Below are 26,532 nucleotides of genomic sequence, written 5' to 3'. Positions count from 1 at the left end.
CGGGCAGTCGGGACGCCGGGCGTCGGGAGGCCGCGCAGTCGGGAGGCCCGGCCAGTCGGGCAGTCGGGACGCCGGGCAGCCGGAGTCGCTGGGGGTGGGGCGAGGTCGGTGGGCGTAGGACGGGACTCAGGCCCAGGTAGGTGTTCTGGCGGGGCTTCGTCCCTGTATTCGTCGCCGCGCGCCCGCGCCCGTTACGCCAACCGTGCGATGTACCCCCGGTTTCGGCGTCATGTGTCCGGTCCTTGCGTCAGCATCGCTGGCGTGTTGAGTGCTGGAGGTCTGCGTGCTCATCTGCTCGCCGCGCGGCTGGCCGGGGTCGTGGGGACCTCTCGGGAGCGGAGTTTGCGGAGTTATCGGCTGTTTGCCGCGCGCGATCCGCGGGTGTTGATCGGGCTCGATCCTGAAGGGGCGTGGGGACTGCCCGAAGTGGTTGCGTTGATGGCGGAGAAGTGTGGGGTTTCAGCCGATCCGGAGTATGTTTCCGGTCACGATGTGATCGATCCTGAGCTGACTCTGACCGCTCTGGATGCCTTCGCGGACCGTCTCGCCGCGGTCGCCCAGCGCAGGGCGCCTGTCCTGCTCGGCACCGGACACCCCCATCGGCTGCTCGGGTTCTACGCCGCCCTGGCGGACGCGTTGTCGGCGGCGGGATGTGCCGTTCTCACCCCTGCGCATGGTCGCTCTGTCGACATAACGACCCGGTTCGGCCTACGCACGTACAACCTTGACTACGTACGAGGAGTCGCGTTGGTGCGGGAAGCCGGCGCTCCGAGCACCGGGCGTGAGACCGGCGCACACACCCACTCACCCCTCCCGGTTCGTACCGCGCTGGCGGCCGCAGCGGAGGTCGGAGGGCCGTTGCCCGAGCTGGTGATCGGGGATCATGGCTGGGCCTGCGGGGCAGGTCAGCTCGGGTTTGAGGTCATTGGTCCGGCCGATACGAATGACCCCGCGCTCTTTGTGGGGGAGGCGGAGGGGTCCGTGTCCGTCGCCGTTCCGGTTGATGACGGTGTGCGGTCTGATTACTACCTGCCGCTTACCCGCTACGTACTCAATCGAGCGTGTCTGTCCCAGTAGGCCGCCGATGGGTGCACCTCTTCCCCACTCGCACCACAGGCCCCTACATTGGGGAGTGAGCACGCAGCGACGAAGAGTCACCGGAAGGGGAAGCCGGTGGCCGTCGAGTGCGGAAGGTTCAGGTGTGTCATGGCTGAAGCTGGCGAGAGGCCTCTGAACGAGGTTCAGTTCCTTACCGTGGCGGAAGTCGCCTCGGTGATGCGAGTGTCGAAGATGACCGTGTACCGGCTGGTGCACAGTGGTCATCTGCCCGCGATCCGGGTGGGGCGGTCCTTCCGCGTCCCCGAGCAAGCGGTTCACGAATATCTCCGCGAGAGCTACGTGGGGGTGGAAACCGCCTGACAGCGACGGGCGAGGGGGATCCACAGGGCTGTTCAGGATTCACCCTCGTCCCCTCGATTACGACCTCAGCGCTCGGGCGGGTAGGCTAGCCCCTCGTAGGTCGTGTGGGCCCATGGCGCCCAAACACCGAGTGATGAGAAGTGAGCGAGGGTAGTCGTGGGCTCTGTTATCAAGAAGCGGCGCAAGCGGATGGCCAAGAAGAAGCACCGCAAGCTGCTCAAGCGCACGCGCGTTCAGCGTCGCAACAAGAAGTAATCGCCGCGAGTAGTCGTAGCGAGAAGCAAGCGAGCGACGCCGCGGAAGCAGCGTGAATGTGGCCCCCCACCACAGCCGGTGGGGGGCCACACGCGTATCGGTCGGAGTGCGCGAGGGGGAATTCTCGTCACTTCATGCATTGGGTGGTCATCACAGCGCAACGTCAACCCGCTAAGTTGGCCGCAACGGGGAACCCGGCTGGGATACGAGTGCTGGAAGGAAGGCGCTGATCTTGGGCAAGGTCGTGCTCGTGACCGGAGTGGCCCGTCAACTGGGGGGCCGTTTCGTACGACGGATCCAGCGTGACCCACAGGTGGACCGGGTGGTCGCGGTGGACGCGGTCCCGCCCGAGCACCATCTGGGCGGTGCCGACTTCATCCAGGCCGACATCCGGCAGCCCACCATCGCGCGGGTACTGGCGGAGAGCGGCGCCGACACCGTCGTACACATGGACGTGACCGGAACCGCGCTGGGCAGCGGCAGCCGGACCATGGTCAAGGAGACCAACGTCATCGGGACCATGCAGCTGCTGGGCGCCTGCCAGAAGTCGCCCACCGTCAAGCGGCTCGTGGTCAAGTCCAGTACGAATGTCTACGGTTCCGCGCCGCGCGATCCGGCCGTCTTCACCGAGACCACCCCGCCCAAGTCCCTGCCCAGCGGCGGCTTCGCCAAGGACACGGTGGAGGTCGAGGGCTATGTGCGGGGCTTCGCGCGGCGGCGGCCCGATGTCGCCGTGTGTGTGCTTCGGTTCGCCAACATCCTCGGGCCGAGCGCGGACACCCCGCTCGCCTCGTACTTCTCGCTCCCGGTCCTGCCGACGGTGTTCGGCTACGACCCGCGGCTGCAGTTCGTCCACGAGGACGATGTGATCGAGGTGCTGCGCATCGCCTCGCACGAACCGGAGCGGGGCACGCTCAACAGCGGCACCTTCAACATCGCCGGCGACGGCGTCCTGCTGCTCTCGCAGTGCTCCCGGCGGCTGGGCCGGCCCACCGTGCCGCTGCTGCTGCCCGCGGTGACCTGGGCCGGCTCCCTGGTGCGTACGCTGGGTATGTCGGACTTCTCGCCGGAGCAGATCAGGCTGCTCACACACGGGCGGGTCGTGGCGACCGACCAGATGCGAGAGACGCTCGGATTCAAGCCGAAGTTCACGACGGCGGAGACCTTCGCGGAGTTCGCCCGCAGCCGCGGGCCCGGACTGCTGCCGCCGGAGGTCCTTGCGGGGGCCGTCGACCGGATCGCCGCGCTGCCCGTCGCGGGCGGCGGCCACCCCCCGACGCAGAGCGCCAACTGAGGAGCGCATCAACGATGGCGGACGCCAAGGTCATTCCGTTCGACGACGACCGGTCCCGCGGGGGCGCCGCACAGCGGCCGCCGCGGCGGCGGAGCGCGGGGAGCCGGCGCAAGGGCGGTGAATCCGCGCTGGTACGCGAGGTCCAGCCTCTCCCCGGACGGTCCTTCGCGCAGGATGATGTTCCTGTGACACGTGAGGAACAGCCGCCCCAGCGGCCCCAGGACGACGGCGGCCTGGAGCGGCGCATCGCGAGCGGCCTGGCCTTTCTGCGCCGCCGCCTCACCGGGGACTACGACGTCGACGACTTCGGGTACGACGAGGAGCTCACCGACCAGGTCCTGATGTCCCTGCTGCGCCCGGTGTACGAGAAGTACTTCCGGGTCGAGGTGAAGGGCGTGGAGAACATCCCGTCCGAGGGCGGTGCGCTGATCGTCGCCAACCATTCCGGGACGATCCCGATGGACGGCCTGATGATGCAGGTCGCCGTGCACGACCACCACCCGGCGGGCCGTCACCTCCGGCTCCTCGCGGCGGACCTGGTCTTCGTGCTGCCGGTGGTCAACGAGCTCGCGCGCAAGCTGGGCCACACCCTGGCCTGCGCCGAGGACGCCGAGCGGCTGCTCGGGCAGGGCGAGTTGGTCGGGGTGATGCCGGAGGGCTTCAAGGGCATCGGCAAGCCCTTCAGCGAGCGCTACAAGCTGCAGCGCTTCGGCCGGGGCGGCTTCGTCTCCACGGCCCTGCGCCAGGGCACGCCGATCATCCCGTGCTCGATCGTCGGCGCGGAGGAGATCTACCCGATGATCGGCAACGCCAAGACCCTGGCCCGCCTCCTGGGCTTCCCGTACTTCCCGCTGACCCCGACCTTCCCGTGGCTCGGCCCGCTCGGCGCGGTCCCCCTCCCGACCAAGTGGACGATCCAGTTCGGCGAGCCGATCCCGACGGACGGCTATCCGCCGGAGGCCGCGGAGGACCCGATGCTGATGTTCAACCTGACGGACCAGGTCAGGGAGCAGATTCAGCACACGCTGTACAAGTTGCTGGTGCAGCGCAGGTCGGTCTTCTTCTGACGGGAGAAACGTTTGTATGACGATGGGGGCGCCCCTTGTGAGAGGGGCGCCCCCATCGTCATACGTACCCGCGACCGGCTAGTTCGCGTCCTCGCCCTCGATGCCCAGGCCGGGCAGGAGGCCCGGGAGCAAGGGCGGGAGGGTCACGGGGGGCTCGGTGCTCGGGGCGGGGCTGGATGGGGATGAACCCGAGCTGCCGGTGTCCTTCGGTGGGTCGAGGAGGCCGCCGGTGTTTCCGCCGAGCAGGCCGTCGCTCTCGCTGCCCGAGCTCTCGGCCGAGTCGCTCGGGCGGCTGGACCGGTTGCCGTCGGAGGAGCCGCTGTCGCCGGCGCTGGGGTGGGCCGACCGGTCGGAGCCGGATGTGCCGGTGGAGTCCGAGCCGGAGCCGCCGTGGCGTTTGCCGTCGCCGGACTCGGGTGGCTGCTTCGGCAGCAGGGACTCCAGCGGGGCGACCTCTTCGTCTATGGCGTCGAACACCGACGACACGTCGTTACTGACGTCCCCGAGCTGGAGGGGAAGCCGCTCGCGGAGGTTGCCCCACGCGGGGCGGTGCGAGCGCGAGAAGGCGGACAGGGCCTGGATGGGGCCCAGGGAGCCCGGGTCGCGCTCGTAGGCCTCGCGCAGCAGGCGATGCCCCTCGGAGGCGTCGTGCCGCATGCCCGACAGGGCGCGGCGGATCTCCGCCATGGACTCGTGGTCGAGATGTCCGCCACGGCCGCGCTCCATCAGCCGCCGGGCCTCGCTCAGCCGGGTGGAGGCCTGGTCGAGATAGGTGCGCCCGCGCTCGCTGTCGCCGTCGGCCAGGATGTTGAGCTTGAAGTCCTCGATGCCGCGCTTGAGGCCGTAGAGGGAGTCGCCGGGCAGTGCGTCGGAACTCGCGGCGGAGACTCCGCCGAAGGCTCCGGCGGCGACACCGACGCTGAGCCCGCCCGCGGTGAGCCCCTTGGCCAGCCGGGAGCGGGGCCGCAACTTTCCCAGGGGGGACGCCCGGTGAGCCCCGCGCGCCCGATCCGAACGCTGCTCGGGCAGTGCGGGAGAAGCCTCGCCGCCCGCGGTGCCCTCCTGCAGCATGGCCTCCATCGCGGCCACGAGCTGGGCCCGCTGGACCACCTTGACCTCGGGGTCGAGCTCGGGCTTGGGCAGCTCGCCGAGACTCTCGCTGAGGGCCAACAGGCGCGCCCGCTCGGTCTGTTCCGCAGCAGCCGGTGCCGGTGCCGATCCATCGGGCTGCTCGGCCTGCTCGGCCGCCGAGCCCCGGTCGGTCAGCTCGTCCAGGGCCTGGGCGAAGGCGTTCGCCCGCCGGTGTGCCGATACGTTCGCGATCACTGGCGGCACCTCCTCTCGTGATGACGGTCGACTCCCCAGGGGGTCCTGAGGGTTGCACGCCCTGACCACATGCACACGATCGAGTGACCGAAGTCGGTCAGGGAGTGACCACAGGGAGCCTGCATCCCGCACAACGAGCGGCGCGGCACTTGGGTTACGGACGGAGGATGAACGGACCGCGATGTCAACAGACTTTCACCGAAGGTGAGTTGAAGGTTGCAGAGAGTGTCGGATCGGGACTGGGGACGCGCTCAGCGCGCGTCGTCCGGGAGGAGCCGCGCGAGGGTGCGCACGGCCCGGTACTGGAGGGTCTTGATGGCGCCCTCGTTCTTGCCCATGACGCGGGCGGTCTCGGCGACGGAGAGGCCCTGGAGGAAACGGAGGGTCACGCACTCCTGCTGCTGCGGGTTGAGTCGTCGTACGGCATCGAGGAGTGCTGCGTTGGAGAGGGACTCCAGGACGGAGTCCTCCGGGGAGCGCTCGACCTCGTTGGCGTCGAGCATCTCGCCGGTGGTCACCTCCAGCCGGAAGCGGCTGGACTTGAAGTGGTCGGCGACGAGATTGCGGGCGATGGTGACCAGCCACGCCCCGAAGTCCCGCCCCTGCCAGGTGAAGGTGCCGATACGGCGCAGGGCTCGCAGAAAGGTCTCGCTCGTGAGGTCCTCGGCGGTCGCCTTACCCCCCACCCGGTAGTAGATGTACCGATAGACGGTGTCGCTGTACTGGTCGTAGAGCCGCCCGAACGCATCGGCCTCGCCGGCCTGGGCACGTTCGACGAGATCCATCATCCGAGCGCTGTCACTGTCCGCGGCCGGCCGCCGAGCGGTCGCCGCGCCGGCGGAGCGTCCCCGTCTGCTGACGGTGGCGCTGCTGTCGGCGAGCGCGTAGCACGGGCCTACGGGCGCGGTGGTTACGGCGAGGGCGGGGACGGCGTACGCGGTGGGGACGAAGCCGCGCAACAGGTTGTGGACCGTTGCGCGCAGCGTAGCCAGGCCCGAGGCGTCAACCCCGACGTGTGGGTACACGGGACTCCCAGAGGCAGAGCTTCCATCACGTGCAGTGCGGAACCGTTCACCCGTCGTAGCGACGGAGAGGCACCGGTTTGCGTCTGAGGAGAATAACGCTTCGTACAGGCACTGCTACGCCCAGTTGCTCAAATCATCGATTGCGTCTCTTCTGTAACTGATTGACGCCATATCAAGTGCCGCAGAGTGACCACTTGTTGATCGATTCCGCCCGCGTTCCGGCTGACTCCGGGGCGTGTTGTGGCCGTGTGCAGCCAAGGGGACTGGACAGGGCACTGCGCGGGTAGGGCATGCGGATTGGCCTGTCCGCCCGGGCGTGCCGGGCGGCAGGCGTCGAAACAAAACCGAACTACCGCCGGCGCCGGTGCAGCGCGATCGCCGCGGCCGTGCCCCCGGCCACCGCGCCCACGCCCGCGGCCGCCGGAATGCCGACCTTCGCCGCCTTGCGGCCGGTGCGGTAGTCCCGCAGGCGCCAGTCCAGTTGGCGGGCGTGCTTGCGCAGCTTGCTGTCGGGGTTGATGGCGTAGGGGTGGCCGACCAGGGAGAGCATCGGGATGTCGTTGTGCGAGTCGCTGTAGGCGGCGCAGCGGGTCAGGTCCAGCTCCTCCGCCGCGGCCAGGGCGCGGACCGCCTCCGCCTTCGCCGGGCCGTGCAGTGGCTCGCCGACGAGCTTGCCCGTGTAGACGCCGTCCACCGACTCCGCCACCGTGCCCAGGGCGCCGGTGAGGCCGAGGCGGCGCGCGATCACCGTGGCGATCTCCACCGGGGCCGCCGTGACGAGCCACACCCGCTGGCCCGCGTCCAGGTGGGCCTGGGCGAGGGCGCGGGTGCCGGGCCAGATGCGCTCGGCCATGTACTCGTCGTAGATCTCCTCGCCGATCGACTGGAGCTCGGCGACGCGGTGGCCCTTGACGATCGACAGCGCCGAGTCGCGAGCCTCCTGCATGTGCTCCGGGTCCTCGACCCCCGCAAGGCGGAACCACGCCTGCTGCCACGCGAACTTCGCGAGGTCGCGCGTCTCGAAGAACTTCCGCTTGTACAGGCCCCGGCCGAAGTGGAAGAGGGCGGCGCCCTGCATCACGGTGTTGTCGAGGTCGAAGAAGGCGGCGGCCCGCTCGTCGCCGAGCACCGGGAACTCCGGCTCGGCCTGAGAGACCTCCGTCGCCTCCTGCGACGACTTGCGCGCTGCCTCGGCCGAGGCTTCGCCAGCCAACACGCTCCGCGCCGTGGCGGAGCGCCTACGGGGAGTGAGCCATCCAAGAGCGGCCATGACCGTGAGCATAGCCAGTTTGTTCGGTGCTACCGGAGTCAGGAGGTTGGAAGGTTGTGAACTCTCCGCGACCGCGCAGTTAAACGGCGTGCTCCGTCGGCGGCGGCGCCCTGTGGCGCCGACGCGCGAGAATGGCTGACATGAGTCCCCTCTTTCGTCGCGCCGCAGCCAAGTCCCCCCGGGACCGGCTCGTCACCCTCATCGGTAAACCGGACTGTCATCTGTGTGATGACGCACAGATCGTCATCGAGCGGGTGTGCGCCGAACTGGGGGTGCCATGGGAGGTGAAGGACATCAACCAGGACCCCCAACTCCACGACCAGTACTGGGAACAGATCCCCGTCGTCCTCGTCGACGGCGCCCAGCACACCTTCTGGCGCGTGAACGAGGATCGCCTCCGCAAAGCACTGACCGGGTAGTCCAAAGTGCTCCGGAAACGGCTTAGGATCGACGGCGACTTGGTCTGGGGGGCGGGGATCGTTGAGGAGAGTGTGCGGTTTTGCCCCCAGGAGTTGAGGAGCGATGGTGCGTATGCGCCGGTTCCATACCAGTGCGCCGGGCGTGCGTGAGCCCGGTCACGTTGGGCGGGCAAATCGGACACCATCTTTGTGCACGCGTTCACAAAGACATAGCCTGCTTTCGACGGGGCGGTCATGTAGGGACGTGTGACCGCCTACAGCCCCGCTCTACCCGCAGGAGCACCGTGGCAACTGGCCGAACACACCGACCGGCGACCCGTAGCCGAGGGATTCCCGAGGCCACCGTCGCCCGGCTTCCGCTGTACCTCCGAGCCCTGACGGCACTGTCGGAGCGCTCGGTACCCACGGTCTCCTCCGAGGAGCTCGCGGCCGCGGCGGGGGTCAACTCCGCGAAGCTGCGCAAGGACTTCTCGTACCTCGGTTCGTACGGAACCAGGGGTGTCGGCTACGACGTCGAGTATCTCGTCTACCAGATCTCCCGCGAGCTCGGCCTGACCCAGGACTGGCCGGTTGTGATCGTCGGTATCGGTAACCTCGGCGCCGCCCTCGCCAACTACGGCGGGTTCGCCTCCCGCGGTTTCCGGGTGGCCGCGCTCATCGACGCGGATCCGGCCATGGCGGGCAAGCCCGTCGCCGGCATTCCCGTGCAGCACACCGATGACCTGGAAAAGATCATCGAGGACAACGGCGTGTCGATCGGCGTCATCGCCACCCCCGCCGGCGCCGCCCAGCAGGTCTGCGACCGGCTCGTGGCCGCCGGGGTCACCTCCATCCTGAACTTCGCGCCGACCGTGCTGTCCGTCCCGGACGGCGTCGACGTGCGCAAGGTCGACCTCTCCATCGAGCTGCAGATCCTCGCCTTCCACGAGCAGCGCAAGGCCGGCGAGGAGGCCCACCCCGACGGCACCGGACCGGCCGCCGTCACCCGTGAGTCCGACGCATCCGCCGACCAGGGGCCCGACGGGGACGTACCCGCCGTGATGCCGGCATGAGTCTGCTCGTCGTAGGGCTGAGCCACCGCAGCGCCCCGGTCAGCGTCCTGGAGCGCGCGGCGCTGAGCGCGGACGCCCAGATCAAGCTGGTGCAGGACACGGTCGCCGCCGAGCCGGCCACCGAGGCCGCCGTGCTGGCCACCTGCAACCGCATCGAGCTGTACGCCGACGTGGACAAGTTCCACGCCGGTGTCGCCGAGCTGTCCACGCTGCTCGCCCAGCACAGCGGGGTGGGGCTCGACGAGCTCACGCCGTACCTCTACGTGCACTACGAGGACCGGGCCGTCCACCACCTGTTCTCGGTGGCCTGCGGACTCGACTCCATGGTCGTCGGCGAGGGCCAGATCCTCGGGCAGATCAAGGACTCCCTCGCCAAGGCGCAGGAGCTGCACAGCGCCGGGCGGCTGCTGAACGACCTGTTCCAGCAGGCTCTGCGCGTCGGCAAGCGTGCGCATTCGGAGACGGGCATCGACCGCGCCGGTCAGTCCCTGGTCACCTTCGGCCTGGAGCAGTTCGCCGAGGGCGCGGATGCGACGGCGTGGGCCCGGGGCAAGAAGGCCCTGGTCATCGGCGCGGGGTCGATGTCCTCGCTGGCCGCGGCCACGCTGGCGCGGGCCGGGGTCGCCGAGATCGTGGTCGCCAACCGCACCCAGGAGCGCGCCGAGCGCCTGGCAGAGATCCTGACCGAGGCCGACGGCACGGACGTGCTGGCCCGCGCGGTACCGATGGAGTCGGTGCCGGTCGAGCTGACACGTGCCGACGTCGCCGTCTCCTGCACCGGTGCGACGGGGCTTGTCCTGACGGCCGAGGAGGTCGCCGCCGCGGTGGAGGGCCGTACCGGTCGGCCGGTCGCCTTCGCAGAGGCCGACGGCGGTCGTACGGCTGACAAGGCGCCCGCCGACGTACGGCAGACCCCGCTGCCGCCCACCAGCGTCGGTACCGACGAGAACTGTCCGCTGGACATCGCCGCCGTGCAGGGAGGTTTCTCTGTGCTGGGCGAGGCCGCCGTCGCCGGGATGGACGCGGCCACGCTGGAGCAGCACGCGGCGTGGGCGGCGGGCAGTGCCGTCGACCGGCGTGAGGCCGCGCGGCGCAGCCCCGAGACGGACGCCGAGCTGATCACCGCGCTGGCCGCGACCGTGGCCACCGTCGGCCGCATCCCCGAGCGCCGCAAGCCCGAGCCGGTCGCCGAGGCCCCCCGCCCGGTGCCGGTGCTGTCGCTGCTCGACCTCGCCATGCCCCGCGACATCGACGCCGCCGTGCACCGGCTGGCCGGGGTGCGGCTGGTCGACATCGAGTCGCTGGCGGAGGCCTCCGCCGACGCTCCGATGGCGGCCGACGTCGACCAGGTCCGCCGTATCGTCTCCGACGAGGTCGCGGCCTTCGGGGCGGCGCTGCGGGCCGCGCACATCACGCCCACCGTCGTCGCGCTGCGCACGATGGCCGCCGATGTCGTGGCGAGCGAGATCGCCCGCCTGGAGGGCCGGCTGCCGGGCCTCGACGACAAGCACCGCAGCGAGATCACGCAGACCGTGCGGCGCGTGGTCGACAAGCTGCTGCACGCGCCGACCGTGCGGGTCAAGCAGCTCGCGTCCGAACCCGGCGGCGCCGGGTACGCGGATGCCCTGCGGACCCTGTTCGACCTCGACCAGGAGACGGTGGCCTCCGTCTCCCGCGCCGAGGACAGCACCGAGAAGAACCGAGGCCCACGATGACTCAGCAGCCACTACGCCTCGGCACCAGGCGCAGCAAGCTCGCCATGGCCCAGTCCGGGCAGGTCGCGGACGCCGTGCGCCGGGTGACCGGACGGCCCGTCGAACTCGTCGAGATCACCACGTACGGCGATGTCTCGCGCGAGGCCCTCGCCCAGATCGGCGGCACCGGCGTGTTCGTCACCGCGCTGCGGGACGCGCTGCTGCGGGGCGAGGTCGACTTCGCGGTGCACTCGCTGAAGGACCTGCCCACCACGCAGCCCGAGGAGTTGGTCCTCGCGGCCGTTCCGGTGCGGGAGGACCCGCGCGATGTGATCGTCGCCCGGGACGCGCTGAAGTTCACCGACCTGCCGCGCGGGGCGCGCATCGGTACGGGCTCGCCGCGTCGGATGGCACAGCTCAACGCGTACGCGCGCAGCCATGGGCTGGATATCGAGACGGTTGCGATTCGCGGGAACGTGGATACACGGATCCGGTTCGTGCGCGATGGTGAGCTGGATGCGGTGGTGCTGGCTGCGGCTGGGCTGCAGCGTATCGGCCGCATCGATGAAGTGACCGACTTCCTGTCGGTCGACACGGTTTTGCCCGCCCCCGGCCAGGGGGCACTGGCGATCGAGTGCACCGCGGACAACGCGGACCTCCTCGCCGCGCTCGGCGAGCTCGACGACCCGTTCACGCGGGTCGCCGTGACCGCCGAGCGATCACTGCTCGCCGCCCTGGAGGCCGGCTGCTCCGCCCCCGTGGGCGCGCTGGCCGACTTGTTGGCCGACGGGCAGATTGTCAAGGAAATGCGCCTGCGTGGCGTCGTCGGTACGACCGACGGCTCGCGCATGGTGCAGTTGTCCACCACCGGTCCCGTGCCCGAGACGCACGACCAAGCGCTGGCGCTCGGTCGCGAACTCGCCACCGAGATGCTTGCCCAGGGCGCGGCCGGTCTGATGGGGGAGCGAGCACATTGAGCCCCACCACCCTTCCCGCCGGCCTTGAACACGGGCACGTCACCTTCCTCGGTGCCGGACCCGGGGATCCGGGGCTGCTGACTCTGCGTGCCGTCGAAGCGCTGGCGAACGCCGATGTACTCGTCGCCGAGCACGAGGTGCTCGACGTGGTACGCAAGCACACCAGAACCGGTGTCGCCGAAGTACACACGGACACGGGTCCCGATGCGGACGCCGCGCCGGGCACAGGCACGCCTCAACTAGCGGTTGTTGACGGCGCGTCAACGACCGCTGGGTCACCCGCGGTGCGGGATGCCGCACATCTTGTCATGGAGGCCGCGCGCAGCGGCAGGCGGGTGGTGCGTGCGGTGTCCGGGGATCCCGGGCTCGACGCCTACGCCACCGAGGAGATGCTGGCGTGCGCCGCGGCGGGCGTGCCGTTCGAGGTCGTGCCGGGTGTGGCCGCGGCCGTGGGCGTGCCCGCGTATGCCGGGGTGCCGCTGCGGGACGCGCAGGGCGCGGACGTGCGGTTCGTGGATGCGCGGACGGCGTCGGACCGGTGCTGGACCGAGGTGGGCGCGTCCGACGGGACCGTCGTCGTCTCGACGACGCTCGACGCCGTGGGCGCGGCCGCGGGTGAGCTGGTGTCGGCGGGGCGTAAGCCCGATACGCCGCTGACGGTGACGGTTGCCGGTACGACGACGCGTCAGCGGACCTGGAGCGCGACGCTCGGGACCATCGCGCAGACGCTGAAGCAGGCCAAGGTGCTGCCGTCGCCCGAGGGCGGGCGGCCCGTGATAGCCGTGGTCGGTGAACGTTCCGCCACTGCTCAGCGTGATCAGTTGTCGTGGTTCGAGTCCAAGCCGCTCTTCGGGTGGCGGGTGCTGGTGCCGCGTACGAAGGAGCAGGCGGCTTCGCTCTCCGACCAGTTGCGGTCGTACGGGGCCGTGCCGCACGAGGTGCCGACGATCGCCGTCGAGCCGCCGCGGACGCCTCAGCAGATGGAGCGGGCGGTGAAGGGGCTGGTCACCGGGCGGTACGAGTGGATCGCTTTCACGTCCGTGAACGCGGTCAAGGCCGTGCGGGAGAAGTTCGAGGAGTACGGGCTCGATGCGCGGGCGTTCGCCGGGATCAAGGTCGCCGCGGTGGGGGAGCAGACGGCGAAGGCGTTGATCGCGTTTGGTGTGAAGCCGGATCTGGTGCCGAGCGGGGAGCAGTCGGCTGCGGGGTTGCTGGAGGACTGGCCGCCGTACGACCCGGTGTTCGACCCGATCGACCGGGTGTTCCTGCCGCGGGCGGACATTGCGACGGAGACCTTGGTGGCCGGGCTCATCGAGCTGGGCTGGGAGGTCGATGACGTCACGGCCTATCGGACCGTGCGGGCCTCGCCGCCGCCGGCGGAGACTCGGGAGGCGATCAAGGGGGGTGGCTTCGATGCCGTTCTCTTCACGTCGTCGTCGACTGTGCGGAATCTGGTGGGGATTGCCGGGAAGCCGCACAACGTGACGGTGATCGCTTGTATCGGGCCTGCCACTGCGAAGACCGCCGAGGAGCATGGGCTTCGGGTGGATGTGATGGCTCCGGAGCCGTCTGTGCACAAGTTGGCCGAGGCGTTGGCGGACTTCGGGATGCGGCGGAGGGCTGCGGCGCTGGAGGCCGGGGATCCGGTTACTCGGCCGAGTGAGCGGCGGCCGGGGGCTCGGCGGCGGCGGTCCACTACGTAGGTGTGTCGGGGCGTGGGTGGGGTGGGGGTGCGCGCCGGGTTTTCTCGCCCCCGCCGCCCCTACCCGTCCCATCCCCAGGGGCGCTGCCCCTTCGACCCCGGGTGCTCTCTGGGGGCTGCGCCCCCAGACCCCCGCTCCCGGCCCTGAACGGGCCTTGTCCTCAAACGCCGGACGGGCTGGATGATGCGGGCCCGGGCCGGATAGCCGGACGGGATGGATTGTGCGGGCCCGGGCTGGATGGTGTGGGGCGGTGTCGCGAGGTGTCGTTGTTCTATGGGGACACCGTGTGGCCGAAGCGGAGCAAGTTGGCTGGGTCGTAGGTTGATTTGTCCTGGCGTAGGCGGTTGTAGACCTCTGGGGTCCAGGCTCGGGCTCGGTCGGTGGGGTTGCCCGGGGTGCCGTGGGTGTTGACCAGGGTGCGGCCTGTGCCGTAGGGGGACATTGCGGTGTACAGGGATGTTGTGGCCTGTTCGATGGCCTGTGCTGCTGGTGGGGCGGACAGGACGCCCACCGTTTCCAGGAGGTAGTTCGCGTCGCGGGCGCAGATCGCGTCGGCCAGTCGGGCGGGGCGGGCGAGGGCGCCTCCCATGTGGCGGATCTCCACCAGCAGGAAGGGGAGGTCGGGGACCTCGGGGCCGGCCTGGGCGAGGAAGGTGCGGAGGGCCTCGGGGGGCAGGTCGCGCAGCAGGGCGCACGACTCGCGTGCGGGGAGCGGGTCCTGCGGCTCCATGTGGATGCGGTCCAGGGCGGCGTACGGCATCTCCTCGACCGTGTCGAGCGTCACCGGGGCCGCCTCGCGGATGGGGGCCAGCAGGCGCTCTCCCTCGGCGGGGTCTCCTGGCCAGGCGATCGCCACGCGGGCCCAGAAGCCGCCGCGGAGGGGTTCGGGGATCTCCGGGACGGGGGGCAGGCGGAGCACGGTGAAGGCGCTGCACATCTCGTCCGGGACGGTGCGGGTCCAGTCGGCCCAGGCGCGGAGCAGAGGCTCGGTGTGCTCGCCGGGGCAGTAGACGCCGCCGCCCAGGATCGTGGGCAGGGGGAGCAGTTCGCAGGTCAAGGAGGTGACCACGCCCACGTTGCCCTTGCCGCCGCGCAGCGCCCAGAACAGCTCCGGCTCCTGCTCGGCATCGCACTCGCGCAGCGTGCCGTCGGGTGTGGCGACCCGGAAGGAGCGGACCATGTCGGCCGCGTAGCCGTAGGCCCTGCCCAGCACGGGGAGCCCGCCGCCCAGCGTGTAGCCGACCGCGCCCGTCTCCGTGGACGCGCCGGCGAGCGCGGCGAGTCCGTGGAGTGCGGCCGCGTCCAGGACGTGCCGCCACTTCGCGCCGGCCGCGATGGTGGCGAGGCGCTCCGCCGGGTCGATCCGCACGTCGGTCATGCGGGCCGTGCTGATCAGCAGGCCGTGGTCGATCGGGAAGTTCGCGCCGTGGCCCGTCGCCTGGACCGCGACCGGGGTGCCGGTGGCCGTCGCCCAGCGCAGGGCCGCCACGACGTCGTCGGCGCCCGTCGCGCCCACGACCACGTCGGGTGTGTGCAGCGCGGCCAGGTTGAAGCCGGTGACCTCCTCGCCGTAACCCTCGTCGCCGGGGCGCAGGACCGGGCCGTGGATGTCCGAGAGGGCGAAGAGGAAGGGGGTGTTGTGGTGGGTGGTGGTCATCATTGCCTCCGTGATGTGCGTACGGAGGGGCGGGAGGGGTTCGGGGGGAGTTCGGGAGGGGGCCAGAGGGGGGCGGCCCTCTTTTCAGGATGGGCCCGGGGGTGCGGTCGTCGCATTCCGGGCCGCCTGATTCCGGGGCCGCGTCCCGACTTGCCGTCGGCAAAGGTGCTGCCGGGACGGGCGTAGCGTAGGTGGCATGACGACGTACGGATCCTTCCCCGGTACTCGGCCGCGGCGTCTGCGGACCAGCCCCGTCATGCGGCGCATGGTCGCCGAGACCCGGCTGCACCCGGCCGACCTCATCCTCCCGGCCTTCGTGCGCGAGGGCGTCAGCGAGCCGGTGCCGATCGCCGCCATGCCGGGGGTCGTGCAGCACACCCGGGACAGCCTGAAGAAGGCCGCGGCGGAGGCGGTGGCGGCGGGGGTCTCCGGGATCATGCTGTTCGGGGTGCCGGAGGAGGCGAAGAAGGACGCCCTCGGGACGCCCGGGACCGATCCGGACGGGATTCTCCAGGTCGCCATCCGGGACGTGCGGGCCGAGGTGGGGGACGAACTGCTCGTCATGTCCGACCTGTGCCTCGACGAGACCGTCGATCACGGGCACTGCGGGGTGCTCGACGCCGACGGGCGCGTCGACAACGACGCCACCCTCGAGCGGTACGCCGAGATGGCGCAGGTGCAGGCCGACGCGGGGGCCCATGTCGTGGGGCCGAGCGGGATGATGGACGGGCAGATCGGCGTCGTTCGCGATGCGCTCGACCAGATCGGGCGGGAGGACGTCGCCATCCTCGCCTACACCGCCAAGTACGCCTCCGCCTTCTACGGGCCCTTCCGGGAGGCCGTCGCCTCGTCGCTGAAGGGCGATCGGAAGACGTATCAGCAGGACCCCGCCAATGCGCGGGAGTCGATGCGGGAGCTGGCCCTCGACCTCGAAGAGGGCGCCGACATGGTGATGGTCAAGCCCGCGGGGCCCTACCTCGACATCCTGGCGCGGGTCGCGGACGCCGTGGACGTGCCGGTCGCCGCCTATCAGATCTCCGGCGAGTACTCGATGATCGAGGCCGCCGCCGAGAAGGGCTGGATCGACCGGGAGCGGGCGATCCTCGAGACGTTGACCGGCATCAAGCGGGCGGGTGCGCGCAACATCCTCACGTACTGGGCGACGGAGGTCGCGCAGCGGCTGGGCCGGTAGCGAGGCCTGCTGGAGAGGCCTGTCACGGGGTGTTCGACGGTGACGGTGGTGTCGTGGGTGTCGTCGCGGTCGGGCTGGTCGGGGTCGACGGGCCCTCGTCGCGCAGGCCGTGGCCGTCCTCGCACGCGGTGAGCGCGAGCGCGGCGATCGTCACCAGCGCGGCGGCGAGCAGCCGGGCGCGGGGGCGACGGGCTGGGGATGCGGACGCGGGCACGGACGCGGACATGGGGTGGCCCTCTCCTTGGGTGGGGGTTGGGGTCGGACCCCAGCCTGCGTGATCATCCGTGCCGGTTGCCACCTTCGGCCGGGAATTCGGGACGCTTGTGTGGTGGGACCGTCTCTGACCTGCGGGGATGGTACGTCCCGGTGGGGTGTTGTGGGACGCCGGGAGACCTGCGTGCGGTGTGGCGGGGGGGCGTGTGCGGTGGTGTGCGGGGTGCGGTCGGTCCGGATCGCGGAAATCTTGTTGTAGGCGGCATTTACTTCTCTAGGCTGCCTGGCACGAGCCGTCCCGTCCGTCGCCGTAGCCCAAGGAGCCGCGTCATGACCGTCATTGAGCCCGCACCCCGGCCCGTCCCAGCCTCCGTGCCGTCGCTCGCGGCGCGGACCGGGGCCGTCGGTGGTTCGCCCGTGCGGGACATCCTCGCCGTCACCGCCCGGCCCGAGGTGATCAACTTCGCGGGCGGGCTGCCGGCGCCCGAGCTGTTCGACCGGGACGCCGTCGCCGCCGCCTTCCGGGACGTACTCGCCGAGACGCCGGCGTCGGCCCTGCAGTACTCCACGACGGAGGGCGAGCCGAGTCTGCGCACCGGGCTCGCCGAGCGCATGTCGGCGCGGGGGCTCGGGACCGACGCCGACGACCTCCTCGTCACCACCGGCTCCCAGCAGGGGCTGTCGCTGCTGGCCGGCGCGCTGCTGGACCCGGGGGACACCGTCCTCGTCGAAGACCCCTGTTATCTGGCGGCACTTCAGGTCTTCGGCCTCGCGGGGGCGCGGGTCGTGGCCGTGCCGGGGGATGCGGAGGGGGTGGATCCGCGGGCGCTGGAGGAGCTGGTGGTGCGGGAGCGGCCGAAGCTCTTCTACGCCGTGCCCACCTTCCAGAACCCGACCGGCCGGACCCTGCCCGCCGGGCGCAGGGCGGCCGTCGCCGAGGTCGCCGCGCGGTGCGGGGTGTGGATCGTCGAGGACGATCCGTACGGCGAGCTGCGTTACGAGGGGGAGCGTGTGCCCTGGATCGCCGCGTACCCGGGCGCCGAGGACCGTACGGCGCTGCTCGGCTCCTTCTCCAAGGTGATGGCCCCCGGCCTGCGGCTGGGCTGGCTGCGCGCCCCGGCCGCGCTGCGGCGGGCCTGCGCGGTCGCCAAGCAGGCGGCCGACCTGCACACCCCGACCCTCAACCAACTCGCCGCCGCCCGCTGCCTCGGCACCCTCGACGCACATGTGGCCCGGGTCCGGGACGTCTACCGCGAGCGCCGCGACGCCATGCTGGCGGGGCTGGCTCAGGCACTGCCGGAGGGGTCGGCCTGGAACCGGCCCGAGGGCGGCATGTTCCTCTGGGCCCGGCTTCCGCAGTCGTACGACACGACGGAGCTGCTGCCCCAGGTGGTGCGCCACGATGTCGCCTACGTGCCCGGAGCGCCCTTCTACGCGGGCGAGCCGGACCGGGCGACCCTGCGGCTGTGCTTCGTGACGCAGACGCCGGAGGAGATCGGGGAAGGGCTGCGGAGGCTGAGGGAGGGGCTGCGGTAGGGGGTGTTCTTGAAAGGGCCGTGCGGTGCCCGCGGCGTTCGGTGCGTGCCGCACGGCCGGTGTGGCGTCAGTCCCACCAGAAGTGCCAGGCCGGCTGGTTGAGGAGCCGGTTCTCGGCGTAGGCGCGGAGCGTGGTGTCGCTGCTCTGCCAGATGTTGTCCGGGCAGAACGCCAAGTGCTCGGCGGCCAGGGCTTCGGCCTCGGCGAGGGTGGTCGGCGGGGCGGCGACCGACACCAGCAGGGTGTCGAAGCCGAGCGCCACGACCCGTATGCCGAAGCGGTCCTCCCAGGAGCGGAGCACCGCGGACAGGCGGCCGGTGTCGTTCTCGTGGTTCGCCGGGCCCGTCCAGCCGATCGCCGTGGGGATGTCGGCGCTGCGGCGGGCCGGGACCAGGGCGAGACGGGGGTCCTTGAGGGGGCCGCCGCCGTCGAGGAGGGCGTCCACGATGTCGGAGGCGACGGATTCCGGGTCCGTCGCGGAGTCGGGCCCCTCGGTGGCGGCGAGGCCGGGCCAGTCCGCGTCCTCTTCCCCGCACTCGTCCCAGAACTCCTCCAGCACCTCCTCGGCGTCGTGATCCCCCGGGTACGACATTTCGCCGGGCGTCAACGCCCACAGCTCCGGGCCGTCATGACCGGCACCGACGTCCAGCACGACCGGGAGCAGGCCCACGGCCGGTGCCGTCCGCCCGAGCGCGGCCCAGTCGCCGGGATCGGCCCGGTCGTCCGCCAGCCACAGCAGCGGCTCGTGCCACGGCCCGTCGACGGTGGCCTGCACAAGGCCGCCGGGCGAGAGGGGCAGACCGAGGGACGCGAGCCTCGGCAGAGGGTTCGGAAGTGTCGCCATGCCCGTGACTGTAGGGGCAGCCACTGACAACGGCCCTCACCTCGTCACACGGCTGTCGAAACACTCCTCGCCGCCCGCGACCGGGTGGAAGCAGGCCCGGACCACGTCTCCGGGCCGGGCCACGGTCATGTGCGTGCCGACGTAGTTGGCCGCGTCGATGTCGTTCTCGACCTTCGCGCTGCGCACGGGACCGTCACCGGTGTCGCCGCCCTTGCCGCCGGACGCCGTCATGTCGAGCCGGTCGCCGATGCGCGTCGCCCACATCCGCGCCCAACTCGTCCCGCACTCCCGGCTGTAGCGCAGTTCCAGCCAGGCGCCGGAGGCCGTCCGGTGCTGGGCGAGGGTCTCCGGCCCGCCCGCGCACTGCATCTGCATGGCACTCTTGCCCTCGCAGACCTCTCCCTGGCAGCGCGGCCCGGCCACGGCCGGGGGCGGCGACAGCGAAGCGCGCGGTGCGCCGTCCCGGTCCGGCAGCAGCAGCACCACCGCGGCGATGCCCCCGACCGCCACGGCGCACACCGACGCGAGCACCGCCACGACCGTCGCCCTGCGGTGCACGGCGCCGTCGTCGTCGGCGCTTCCGTCGGGCGTGGGCTCTTCGGGAGGCGAGGGCGAGGTGGGAACGCGCGGCTCCGCCGCCGTGGCCCGCCCGCTCCCCTCCGACTCCGCGATCTCCCACAGGGCCAGACAGCGCCCCTCCGGCTCCCCGGCCAGACGGCACAGCTCCTGCACCGCCTCGCGCGGCGGGAGCGTCCTGCCGCCCAGGTAGCGGTCCCAGGACGACTTGCTGAACGAGGTCTTCAACGCGAGCCCGGCCAGGCTCAGACCGGTCCGCCCCTTCAACTCCCGCAACGCGGCGGCCAGCCGGGCCCGTTCCGGCGACGGCGTCGTCGTCATCGCCGTAGCACCTTCCAGGTGTGCGGTCCGACGATGCCGTCCACGACCAGTTTCTCCCGCTGCTGCACCTGCTTGACCGCGCGTTGCGTGTTCGGGCCGAAGATCCCGTCGACGGTGCCCGGCGAGATGCCCGCCCGGCGCAGCAGGCACTGCGCCTCGGCCACCATCGGCCCCGCGTCGCCGTACGCCACGATGCCTTTCTGGGTGCGGCTGAGGCCCGCGTACCAGCGGCCGTCGACCCGCTCGATACGGCAGGTGTAGGTGGTCGTCGACCCCGCGGCCGGGGCGGTCGCCGACGCGGCGGCAGCGGGGAGGGACGTGGTGGGCCGCCTCTCCTCCTCGCCGCCCAGTCGTACGACGAGGAGGACGGCCGTGGAGACCGCCAGCAGCAGCGCGACCGCTCCCGCGATGAGCGCGATGCGCAGCGAACGGCCGGGCGAGCGCGTACCGGTGGAGACGGTGGCTTCGGTGGCTTCGGTCGCTTCGGTGGAGAGGGCCTCCGGCTCTGCCGGCGCCTGCGTGCCGGCGCGTCTGTTCCCCCACGCCTCCTCGGCGAGCTCGTGCAGCGCCAGCAGGCGCGTCGGATCCTCACCCGCCACCCGGGCCAGCGCCTCGACGGCCTCCCGGGCGGGCAGGGATCTGCCGCCCAGATACCGTTCCCACGACTTCTGGCTGTATCCGGTCCGCGCCGCCAACTGCCGCAGGCTCAGCCCACTGTGGTCCTTCAGCCGGCGCAGGCGTACGACCAGTTGCCGTACGCGCGGATCCAGTTCCGCGGGCAGCGTTGCCCAACGCGACATGTTCCCCCCATGCGGGTTCGTGCCCTGTCGCATTCTGCATCAGCATCCACGGTCCACACCGGAACCAGGTCCCCGCACCGGTAAGGAATCAGCCAACGCCATCCCAGACGTCTCGCCGTGACGTCCCTATGGCTGGCGTCCGTGCAGGTCAGAGGCCGGGACATCCCACGATGACGTCACTTCTGCGGCAACTGTGGCAAGCCGCGCCGCCCGCCCCGCACTCTCGATGTGTCAGAAGGCGGCACACCAAGTGCCGTCCCACGACCCCAAGGGGGAAATATGCGTGCGAACGCGTTGACGAGGACCGTCGTCAGCCTCACCGCCGTGATCGGCCTGGCCGCCGGAAGCCTCGCCACCGCGGGTGCCTCCTTCGCGGCACAGGACACGAAGCCGGCCGCGAGCTCCGAGGTGACCATCCTCGCGGTGAACAACCTCGGCCTGACCAACGCGGAGGCCAAGAAGGTCCAGCGGGTGCTGAAGCAGCACTGGGGCTACCGCGGGTCGATCGACGGGCTGCTCGGCACCAACAGTTGGAAGGCCATGCAGAAGTGGCTCACCAACTGGGGCTACCCCAGCAACCAGATCGACGGCATCGTCGGGCCCAACACGATCAAGGCGCTGCAGAAGTGGCTCAAGGCCCGCTACGGCTACAACGGCGCGATCGACGGCATCGCCGGATCCAAGACCAAGGCAGCGTTCAAGCGGATGGCCAACGCCTGTCCCAACTGCCCCTGATCCGACCCACCCACGCCGCGGCCCGTCCTCCCTCGGGGGAGAGGACGGGCCGCGGCCTGTCGCCGTCGTCAGAGCCGCTCGGGCGTCCGGATGCCCAGCAGGGCCATGCCCCGGTGCAGGGTGCGGGCCGTCACGTCGCACAGGAACAGCCGGTTCTCCACCTGCTCGGGCGAGTCGGCCTTCAGCACCGGGCACTTGTCGTAGAACGACGTGTACAGCGACGCCAACTGGTACAGGTACGCCGCCATCTTGTGCGGGGCGTACTCCGTCCCCGCCTCGGCCACCGTCTCCGCGAACGCGTCCACGTGCAGGCCCAGGGCCCGCTCCGCCGCGTGCAGCTCCAGCTCCGGGTGCGCGGCGGGCCGTACGTCGCCGGCCTTGCGCAGGATCGACCGGATACGGGCGTAGGCGTACTGGAGGTAGACCGACGTGTCGCCGTTCAGCGAGACCATCTGATCCAGGTCGAACTTGTAGTCCCGGTTCGCCGACGTCGACAGGTCCGCGTACTTCACCGCGCCGATGCCCACCTGGGTGCCCCGCTCGGCGATCTCCGCCTCGGTCAGGTCCTGCGCCTTCTCCCGTACGACGGCACTGGCGCGGTCGATGGCCTCGTCCAGCAGGTCCACGAGCCGTACGGTCTCGCCCTCACGCGTCTTGAACGGCTTGCCGTCCTTGCCGAGGACCGTGCCGAAGGCGAGCTGGACCGCCTTGACGTCCTCGTTCAGCCACCCGGCGCGGCGGGCCGTCTCGAAGACCATCCGGAAGTGCAGGGACTGGCGGGCGTCGACGACGTAGAGGAGGGTGCTCGCCTTGAGGTCGAAGACGCGGTCGCGGATCGCCGACAGGTCGGTCGCCGCGTAGCCGTAGCCGCCGTCCGACTTCTGCACGATCAGCGGGACCGGGTTGCCGTCCGGGCCCTTGATGTCGTCGAAGAAGACGCACAGCGCGCCCTCGGAGCGGACCGCGACGCCGGACTCCTCCAGCAGGCGGCAGGTCTCGGCCAGCATGTCGTTGTAGCCGGACTCGCCGACGATGTCGGGGTCGCGGATCTCCATGTCCAGCTTCTCGAAGACGGAGAAGAAGTAGATCTTCGACTCGTCCACGAACTTCTGCCACGTGGCGAGGGTGTGCGGGTCGCCGGACTGGAGGTCGACCACCCGGCGGCGGGCGCGGGTCTTGAACTCCTCGTCCGCGTCGAACTTCCTGCGGGCCGCCTTGTACAGCCGGTCCAGGTTCGACATCGCCGCCTGGCCGGACTCCTGGAGGTCCTCGCCCTCCTTGTGGTCCAGCTCGTGCGGGTGCTCGTCCAGGTACTGGATGAGCATGCCGAACTGGGTGCCCCAGTCGCCGATGTGGTGGCGCCGGACCACGGTCTCGCCGGTGAACTCCAGGAGCTGGACCACCGCGTCGCCGATCACCGCGGAGCGCAGGTGGCCGACGTGCATCTCCTTGGCCACGTTCGGCTGGGCGTAGTCGATGACCGTGGTGCCGGGGCGCTCCGCCTGGGGTACGCCGAGACGGTCCGGGTCGGCGTACCGGGCCGCGAGGTTCTCGATGATCGACTTGTCCGTGATCGTCACGTTCAGGAAGCCGGGGCCCGAGACCTCGATGTCCTTGATCACGTCACCGGTGACCACCTGGGAGACGACCTGCGTCGCCAGGTCACGAGGGTTCGCCTTCGCCTTCTTGGCGAGCGCCAGAATGCCGTTCGCCTGGAAGTCGGCCCGGTCGCTACGTCGCAGCAGCGGGTCCGCGGTGGTCTCCGGCAGGGCTGCGGAGATGGCGGAGGCGAGCTGCTGGTTGACGGAGTCGCTGAGGGACGTGACCGGGGCCATAGGAATGGGTGCCGTTCTCCTCGTGGGGATGGATAGACAGAGTCAGTATCCCATGGGGGGTAAAGCCGTTTTTCCGGCCGCACGCGGGTCTGTGACAATGGAGCCTCACCCGTTCAGAAAGAAGGACGTGCCGATCGTGGCTCAGAGCACCGAGACCACCGACTGGGTCTCCCGTTTCGCGGATGAGGTCATCGAGGAGTCGGAGCGCCGGGCCCCGGGCAAACCGGTCGTCGTCGCGTCGGGGCTCTCTCCCTCCGGCCCCATCCACCTGGGCAACCTGCGCGAGGTCATGACCCCGCACCTCGTCGCCGACGAGATCCGGCGGCGGGGGTATCAGGTCCGGCACCTGATCTCCTGGGACGACTACGACCGGTACCGCAAGGTGCCCCAGGGCATCGCGGGCGTCTCCGACGAGTCCCACGCCCGGCACATCGGCAAGCCGCTGACCTCCGTGCCGGCGCCGCAGGGGTCGTCGTATCCGAACTGGGCCGAGCACTTCAAGGCGGCGATGGTCGAATCGCTCGCCGAGCTCGGCGTGGAGTTCGACGGGATCAGCCAGACCGCGCAGTACACCTCCGGTGTGTACCGGGAGCAGATCCTGCACGCCATGAAGCACCGGGGCGACATCGACGCCGTGCTCGCCCAGTACCGCACCAAGCCCAAGGCCGGCGCCAAGAAGTCCCAGAAGCCGGTCGACGAGGCCGAGCTGGAGGCCGCCGAAGGGTCGGGGGCGGCCGGCGAGGACGACGGCAGCTCCGGCTCCGCCGGGTACTTCCCGTACAAGCCCTACTGCGGCAACTGCGAGAAGGACCTCACCACCGTCACCTCGTACATCGACGACACCACCGAGCTGACGTACACCTGCAACGAGTGCGGCTTCTCGGAGACCGTCCGGCTCAACGAGTTCAACCGCGGCAAGCTGGTCTGGAAGGTCGACTGGCCCATGCGCTGGGCCTACGAGGGTGTCGTGTTCGAGCCCAGCGGGGTCGATCATTCGTCGCCGGGTTCCAGCTTCCAGGTCGGCGGGCAGATCGTCGGGATCTTCGGGGGCAAGCAGCCCATCGGGCCCATGTACGCCTTCGTGGGGATCTCCGGGATGGCGAAGATGTCCTCCTCGCGGGGCGGGGTGCCCACCCCCGCCGACGCCCTGAAGATCATGGAGCCGCAGATCCTGCGGTGGCTCTACGCCCGGCGCAGGCCCAACCAATCCTTCAAGATCGCCTTCGACCAGGAGATCCAGCGGCTCTACGACGAGTGGGACAAGCTCGACGGGAAGGTGGCGGACGGGTCCGCCCTGCCGGCCGACGTCGCCGCGCACTCCCGTGCCGTGCGGACGGCCGCCGGTGAGCTGCCGCGTACGCAGCGGCCGCTGCCGTACCGGACGCTCGCGTCCGTCGCCGACATCACCGCCGGGCACCAGGACCAGGCCCTGCGGATCCTTTCCGAGCTCGACCCGGAGAACCCGCTGGCGTCGCTGGACGAGGCGCGGCCCCGGTACGACAAGGCCGAGGCCTGGATCAACACGCACGTACCGGCCGACCAGCGGACGATCGTCCGGGACGAGCCCGACGCCGAGCTGCTGAAGTCGCTCGACGAGGCGTCCCAGCAGTCGCTGCGGCTGCTGCTCGACGGGCTGGAGTCGCACTGGTCGCTGGACGGGTTGACCCACCTCGTGTACGGCGTGCCCAAGGTGCAGGCCGGGTTCCCCGCGGACGCCACGCCCAAGGAGCTGCCGGCCGAGATCAAGACCGCTCAGCGGGCGTTCTTCGCGCTGCTGTACCACCTGCTGGTGGGGCGGGACACGGGGCCGCGACTGCCCACGCTGCTGCTGGCGGTGGGGCAGGAGCGGGTGCGGGCCCTGCTCGGGGAGTGACGCCGGTTCCACGGTGAAGGGGGCGCCCGGTGCTCGCCGGGCGCCCCCTTCACCGCGTGCGGGGCGGTCATGCGATGTGGTCCTCTTCGAGTTCCGCGTTGAAGCGGTTGGAGAAGCGGTTCACCATGCGCTTGGCGTCGGCGTCCGGAACCGAGCGGCCGAACGACGCCTCCACGTTGTCGCTGAACTCGCGCGGCGTGGGCAGGCTGCCGTTGATCGACTGCTTGAAGACCTGGTAGTACGCCTCCTCGTCCGGCTCCGGGGCCTCCGGGGGGCCGCCGCCCTCGCCGAGCTGGCGGGTGCGGTTGCCGGTCACCGGGATCGGGAAGGTGCCGGTGTCCTCCGGGGAGGGTTCCTGGACGGGGGGTTCTTCCTCGTACTGGTCGCGGTACTGGTCGGCCTGCTGCTGCTCCGAGTACCACTGCTCGTAGTGGTCCTGGGGGTCGTACTGGGGGTTGTAGCCGCCCTGGTACTCGACCTGGCGAGGGGTGTTGAACCAGTCCTGTAGGTATTCCTGTTGCTCGGCGTGGGAGGTGCCGTCCAGTTCGGGGCGCTGCCCGCCGGGGGGTGCCGTCGGCGTCGCGTCGGCCGCGGGGGCCGCGTTCAAGCTCGCCTGTGTCGCCGGCGCCACCTCCGCCACCGCCGCCCCGTCCAACGCCTGCCTGGACACCGGCGGCAGCAGTGCCGGCTCGATGCCCGCCGCTGCCAGGCCCGCCGGAGCCGTGTCCGCCAGTGGGACGCCGTACTTGGCCAGGCGCAGCGGCATCAGGGACTCCACCGGGGCCTTTCGGCGCCACGCCCGGCCGAAGCGGGAGCGCAGGCGGGCCTGGTAGACCAGGCGCTCCTGTTCCAGCTTGATGACCTGGTCGTAGGAGCGCAGCTCCCACAGCTTCATCCGGCGCCACAGGAGGAACGTCGGGACGGGGGAGAGCAGCCAGCGGGTGAGGCGGACGCCCTCCATGTGCTTGTCAGCCGTGATGTCCGCGATGCGGCCGATCGCGTGGCGGGCCGCCTCGACCGCGACCACGAACAGGACCGGGATCACCGCGTGCATGCCCACGCCCAGCGGGTCCGGCCAGGCCGCCGCGCCGTTGAAGGCGATCGTCGCGGCCGTCAGCAGCCAGGCCGTCTGGCGCAGGAGGGGGAACGGGATGCGGATCCAGGTCAGCAGCAGGTCGAGGGCGAGCAGGACGCAGATGCCCGCGTCGATGCCTATCGGGAACACATAGCTGAAGTTCCCGAAGCCCTTCTGGATGGCCAGCTCGCGGACGGCCGCGTACGAACCGGCGAAGCCGATGCCGGCGATGATCACGGCGCCGAACACGACCACGCCGATGAGAACGCGGTGCATCCGAGTCAGCTTCGGTGGCGCGGCCACTCGTACTCCCCTCCCATTGCGTGTTGTTGCGCGCAACAGAGTGGCACATCTGTACGCCGTACGTGCTGCCG

At 70.7% G+C, this 26,532-nt stretch carries 24 protein-coding genes; 14 read left to right on the top strand and 10 right to left on the bottom strand.

The window, feature by feature from the left end:
* Positions 1-261 precede the first annotated feature (261 nt).
* The 5 genes from ACP4J3_RS33750 to ACP4J3_RS33730 all read left to right on the top strand — a co-directional run bounded on the left by ACP4J3_RS33750 (position 262) and on the right by ACP4J3_RS33730 (position 4,035).
* Positions 262-1,077, top strand: a complete 816-nt coding sequence (locus ACP4J3_RS33750; RefSeq protein ID WP_426540018.1) for a phosphatase — start codon at positions 262-264, stop codon at positions 1,075-1,077.
* 129 nt (positions 1,078-1,206) lie between these two features.
* Positions 1,207-1,419, top strand: coding sequence for a helix-turn-helix domain-containing protein (locus ACP4J3_RS33745; protein ID WP_361373057.1), 213 nt, complete (start codon positions 1,207-1,209; stop codon positions 1,417-1,419).
* A 156-nt stretch (positions 1,420-1,575) separates the two neighbouring features.
* Positions 1,576-1,674 (top strand): 30S ribosomal protein bS22, encoded by a 99-nt coding sequence (locus ACP4J3_RS33740; protein WP_003948845.1) that lies wholly within the window; start codon positions 1,576-1,578, stop codon positions 1,672-1,674.
* A 232-nt stretch (positions 1,675-1,906) separates the two neighbouring features.
* On the top strand, positions 1,907-2,968 hold the full coding sequence (locus tag ACP4J3_RS33735) for an NAD-dependent epimerase/dehydratase family protein (protein WP_426540017.1): 1,062 nt from the start codon (positions 1,907-1,909) through the stop codon (positions 2,966-2,968).
* Positions 2,969-2,982: 14 nt separating this feature from the next.
* Positions 2,983-4,035 carry a lysophospholipid acyltransferase family protein gene (locus tag ACP4J3_RS33730; protein WP_426540016.1) on the top strand — a complete coding sequence of 351 codons (1,053 nt, stop codon included), beginning with the start codon at positions 2,983-2,985 and terminating at the stop codon, positions 4,033-4,035.
* A 78-nt stretch (positions 4,036-4,113) separates the two neighbouring features.
* Here the strand turns inward: ACP4J3_RS33730 and ACP4J3_RS33725 are convergent, their stop codons facing one another.
* From ACP4J3_RS33725 to ACP4J3_RS33715, 3 genes are all read right to left on the bottom strand, one after another.
* A complete protein-coding gene (locus ACP4J3_RS33725; RefSeq protein WP_426540014.1) occupies positions 4,114-5,361 on the bottom strand; it encodes a DUF5667 domain-containing protein in 1,248 nt (415 codons plus the stop codon).
* A gap of 251 nt (positions 5,362-5,612) precedes the next feature.
* Positions 5,613-6,386, bottom strand: coding sequence for an ECF subfamily RNA polymerase sigma factor, BldN family (locus ACP4J3_RS33720; RefSeq protein ID WP_426540013.1), 774 nt, complete (start codon positions 6,384-6,386; stop codon positions 5,613-5,615).
* Positions 6,387-6,735: 349 nt separating this feature from the next.
* The gene (locus ACP4J3_RS33715) at positions 6,736-7,656 is read right to left on the bottom strand and encodes an HAD family hydrolase (protein WP_426540012.1); all 921 of its coding nucleotides are present in this window, start codon (positions 7,654-7,656) and stop codon (positions 6,736-6,738) included.
* Positions 7,657-7,787: 131 nt separating this feature from the next.
* On the opposite strand from ACP4J3_RS33715, the gene ACP4J3_RS33710 reads away from it, so the two are divergent.
* The 5 genes from ACP4J3_RS33710 (at position 7,788) to ACP4J3_RS33690 (ending at position 13,501) form a co-directional block, all read left to right on the top strand.
* Positions 7,788-8,075 (top strand): glutaredoxin family protein, encoded by a 288-nt coding sequence (locus ACP4J3_RS33710; RefSeq protein WP_426540011.1) that lies wholly within the window; start codon positions 7,788-7,790, stop codon positions 8,073-8,075.
* Between the two features lie 284 nt (positions 8,076-8,359).
* The gene (locus tag ACP4J3_RS33705) at positions 8,360-9,127 is read left to right on the top strand and encodes a redox-sensing transcriptional repressor Rex (RefSeq protein ID WP_194042373.1); all 768 of its coding nucleotides are present in this window, start codon (positions 8,360-8,362) and stop codon (positions 9,125-9,127) included.
* Positions 9,124-10,842, top strand: coding sequence for a glutamyl-tRNA reductase (locus tag ACP4J3_RS33700; RefSeq protein WP_426540009.1), 1,719 nt, complete (start codon positions 9,124-9,126; stop codon positions 10,840-10,842). The genes ACP4J3_RS33705 and ACP4J3_RS33700 overlap by 4 nt, the downstream gene beginning before the upstream one ends.
* The gene (gene hemC, locus ACP4J3_RS33695) at positions 10,839-11,798 is read left to right on the top strand and encodes a hydroxymethylbilane synthase (RefSeq protein ID WP_426540008.1); all 960 of its coding nucleotides are present in this window, start codon (positions 10,839-10,841) and stop codon (positions 11,796-11,798) included. Before ACP4J3_RS33700 ends, hemC begins: the two co-directional genes overlap by 4 nt.
* Positions 11,795-13,501 carry a uroporphyrinogen-III synthase gene (locus ACP4J3_RS33690; protein ID WP_426540007.1) on the top strand — a complete coding sequence of 569 codons (1,707 nt, stop codon included), beginning with the start codon at positions 11,795-11,797 and terminating at the stop codon, positions 13,499-13,501. The genes hemC and ACP4J3_RS33690 overlap by 4 nt, the downstream gene beginning before the upstream one ends.
* Positions 13,502-13,772: 271 nt before the next feature.
* On the opposite strand, the gene ACP4J3_RS33685 is transcribed toward ACP4J3_RS33690, so the two are convergent.
* The gene (locus ACP4J3_RS33685) at positions 13,773-15,158 is read right to left on the bottom strand and encodes an FAD-binding oxidoreductase (RefSeq protein ID WP_426540006.1); all 1,386 of its coding nucleotides are present in this window, start codon (positions 15,156-15,158) and stop codon (positions 13,773-13,775) included.
* 196 nt (positions 15,159-15,354) lie between these two features.
* Between ACP4J3_RS33685 and hemB the strand changes: the two genes are divergently transcribed.
* Positions 15,355-16,350 (top strand): porphobilinogen synthase, encoded by a 996-nt coding sequence (hemB, locus tag ACP4J3_RS33680; protein WP_426540004.1) that lies wholly within the window; start codon positions 15,355-15,357, stop codon positions 16,348-16,350.
* Positions 16,351-16,372: 22 nt separating this feature from the next.
* On the opposite strand, the gene ACP4J3_RS33675 is transcribed toward hemB, so the two are convergent.
* On the bottom strand, positions 16,373-16,576 hold the full coding sequence (locus ACP4J3_RS33675) for a hypothetical protein (protein WP_426540003.1): 204 nt from the start codon (positions 16,574-16,576) through the stop codon (positions 16,373-16,375).
* Positions 16,577-16,893: 317 nt separating this feature from the next.
* Between ACP4J3_RS33675 and ACP4J3_RS33670 the strand changes: the two genes are divergently transcribed.
* The gene (locus ACP4J3_RS33670; RefSeq protein WP_426540001.1) at positions 16,894-18,099 is read left to right on the top strand and encodes a PLP-dependent aminotransferase family protein; all 1,206 of its coding nucleotides are present in this window, start codon (positions 16,894-16,896) and stop codon (positions 18,097-18,099) included.
* Positions 18,100-18,166: 67 nt separating this feature from the next.
* Here ACP4J3_RS33670 and ACP4J3_RS33665 read toward each other — a convergent pair whose 3' ends face one another.
* Genes ACP4J3_RS33665 through ACP4J3_RS33655 form a run of 3 tightly spaced genes read right to left on the bottom strand, consistent with a single transcriptional unit; the run spans position 18,167 to position 20,640 of the window.
* Positions 18,167-18,943, bottom strand: a complete 777-nt coding sequence (locus ACP4J3_RS33665; protein WP_426539999.1) for a DUF4253 domain-containing protein — start codon at positions 18,941-18,943, stop codon at positions 18,167-18,169.
* A 36-nt stretch (positions 18,944-18,979) separates the two neighbouring features.
* Positions 18,980-19,840 (bottom strand): helix-turn-helix domain-containing protein, encoded by an 861-nt coding sequence (locus ACP4J3_RS33660; RefSeq protein WP_426539998.1) that lies wholly within the window; start codon positions 19,838-19,840, stop codon positions 18,980-18,982.
* A complete protein-coding gene (locus tag ACP4J3_RS33655; RefSeq protein ID WP_426539996.1) occupies positions 19,837-20,640 on the bottom strand; it encodes a peptidoglycan-binding protein in 804 nt (267 codons plus the stop codon). Before ACP4J3_RS33655 ends, ACP4J3_RS33660 begins: the two co-directional genes overlap by 4 nt.
* A gap of 279 nt (positions 20,641-20,919) precedes the next feature.
* Here ACP4J3_RS33655 and ACP4J3_RS33650 point away from each other — a divergent pair, with 279 nt between their 5' ends.
* Positions 20,920-21,375: a peptidoglycan-binding domain-containing protein gene (locus ACP4J3_RS33650; protein ID WP_426539995.1), complete on the top strand. Its 456-nt coding sequence runs from the start codon at positions 20,920-20,922 to the stop codon at positions 21,373-21,375.
* Positions 21,376-21,443: 68 nt separating this feature from the next.
* Here ACP4J3_RS33650 and argS read toward each other — a convergent pair whose 3' ends face one another.
* Positions 21,444-23,210: an arginine--tRNA ligase gene (gene argS / locus ACP4J3_RS33645; RefSeq protein WP_426539994.1), complete on the bottom strand. Its 1,767-nt coding sequence runs from the start codon at positions 23,208-23,210 to the stop codon at positions 21,444-21,446.
* A gap of 127 nt (positions 23,211-23,337) precedes the next feature.
* On the opposite strand from argS, the gene lysS reads away from it, so the two are divergent.
* Positions 23,338-25,083 carry a lysine--tRNA ligase gene (gene lysS / locus ACP4J3_RS33640; protein ID WP_426539993.1) on the top strand — a complete coding sequence of 582 codons (1,746 nt, stop codon included), beginning with the start codon at positions 23,338-23,340 and terminating at the stop codon, positions 25,081-25,083.
* Between the two features lie 67 nt (positions 25,084-25,150).
* Here the strand turns inward: lysS and ACP4J3_RS33635 are convergent, their stop codons facing one another.
* Positions 25,151-26,461: a DUF2637 domain-containing protein gene (locus tag ACP4J3_RS33635; protein ID WP_426539992.1), complete on the bottom strand. Its 1,311-nt coding sequence runs from the start codon at positions 26,459-26,461 to the stop codon at positions 25,151-25,153.
* Between the last annotated feature and the right edge of the window lie 71 nt (positions 26,462-26,532).

Source organism: Streptomyces sp. UG1, from assembly GCF_049974585.1.
Classification (GTDB): domain Bacteria; phylum Actinomycetota; class Actinomycetes; order Streptomycetales; family Streptomycetaceae; genus Streptomyces.
This window is presented reverse-complemented; position numbering and strand designations above follow the sequence as displayed.

Bases quoted from the DNA above. Each gene is read 5' to 3' on its own strand.
- ACP4J3_RS33670 (WP_426540001.1), top strand. From the start codon at position 16,894: ATGACCGTCATTGAGCCCGCACCCCGGCCCGTCCCAGCCTCCGTGCCG.
- ACP4J3_RS33665 (WP_426539999.1), bottom strand. From the start codon at position 18,943: ATGGCGACACTTCCGAACCCTCTGCCGAGGCTCGCGTCCCTCGGTCTG.
- ACP4J3_RS33660 (WP_426539998.1), bottom strand. From the start codon at position 19,840: ATGACGACGACGCCGTCGCCGGAACGGGCCCGGCTGGCCGCCGCGTTG.
- hemC (WP_426540008.1), top strand. From the start codon at position 10,839: ATGACTCAGCAGCCACTACGCCTCGGCACCAGGCGCAGCAAGCTCGCC.
- ACP4J3_RS33745 (WP_361373057.1), top strand. From the start codon at position 1,207: ATGGCTGAAGCTGGCGAGAGGCCTCTGAACGAGGTTCAGTTCCTTACC.
- ACP4J3_RS33710 (WP_426540011.1), top strand. From the start codon at position 7,788: ATGGCTGACATGAGTCCCCTCTTTCGTCGCGCCGCAGCCAAGTCCCCC.
- ACP4J3_RS33675 (WP_426540003.1), bottom strand. From the start codon at position 16,576: ATGTCCGCGTCCGTGCCCGCGTCCGCATCCCCAGCCCGTCGCCCCCGC.
- ACP4J3_RS33650 (WP_426539995.1), top strand. From the start codon at position 20,920: ATGCGTGCGAACGCGTTGACGAGGACCGTCGTCAGCCTCACCGCCGTG.
- ACP4J3_RS33685 (WP_426540006.1), bottom strand. From the start codon at position 15,158: ATGACCACCACCCACCACAACACCCCCTTCCTCTTCGCCCTCTCGGAC.
- hemB (WP_426540004.1), top strand. From the start codon at position 15,355: ATGACGACGTACGGATCCTTCCCCGGTACTCGGCCGCGGCGTCTGCGG.
- argS (WP_426539994.1), bottom strand. From the start codon at position 23,210: ATGGCCCCGGTCACGTCCCTCAGCGACTCCGTCAACCAGCAGCTCGCC.
- ACP4J3_RS33700 (WP_426540009.1), top strand. From the start codon at position 9,124: ATGAGTCTGCTCGTCGTAGGGCTGAGCCACCGCAGCGCCCCGGTCAGC.
- ACP4J3_RS33655 (WP_426539996.1), bottom strand. From the start codon at position 20,640: ATGTCGCGTTGGGCAACGCTGCCCGCGGAACTGGATCCGCGCGTACGG.
- ACP4J3_RS33730 (WP_426540016.1), top strand. From the start codon at position 2,983: ATGGCGGACGCCAAGGTCATTCCGTTCGACGACGACCGGTCCCGCGGG.
- ACP4J3_RS33715 (WP_426540012.1), bottom strand. From the start codon at position 7,656: ATGGCCGCTCTTGGATGGCTCACTCCCCGTAGGCGCTCCGCCACGGCG.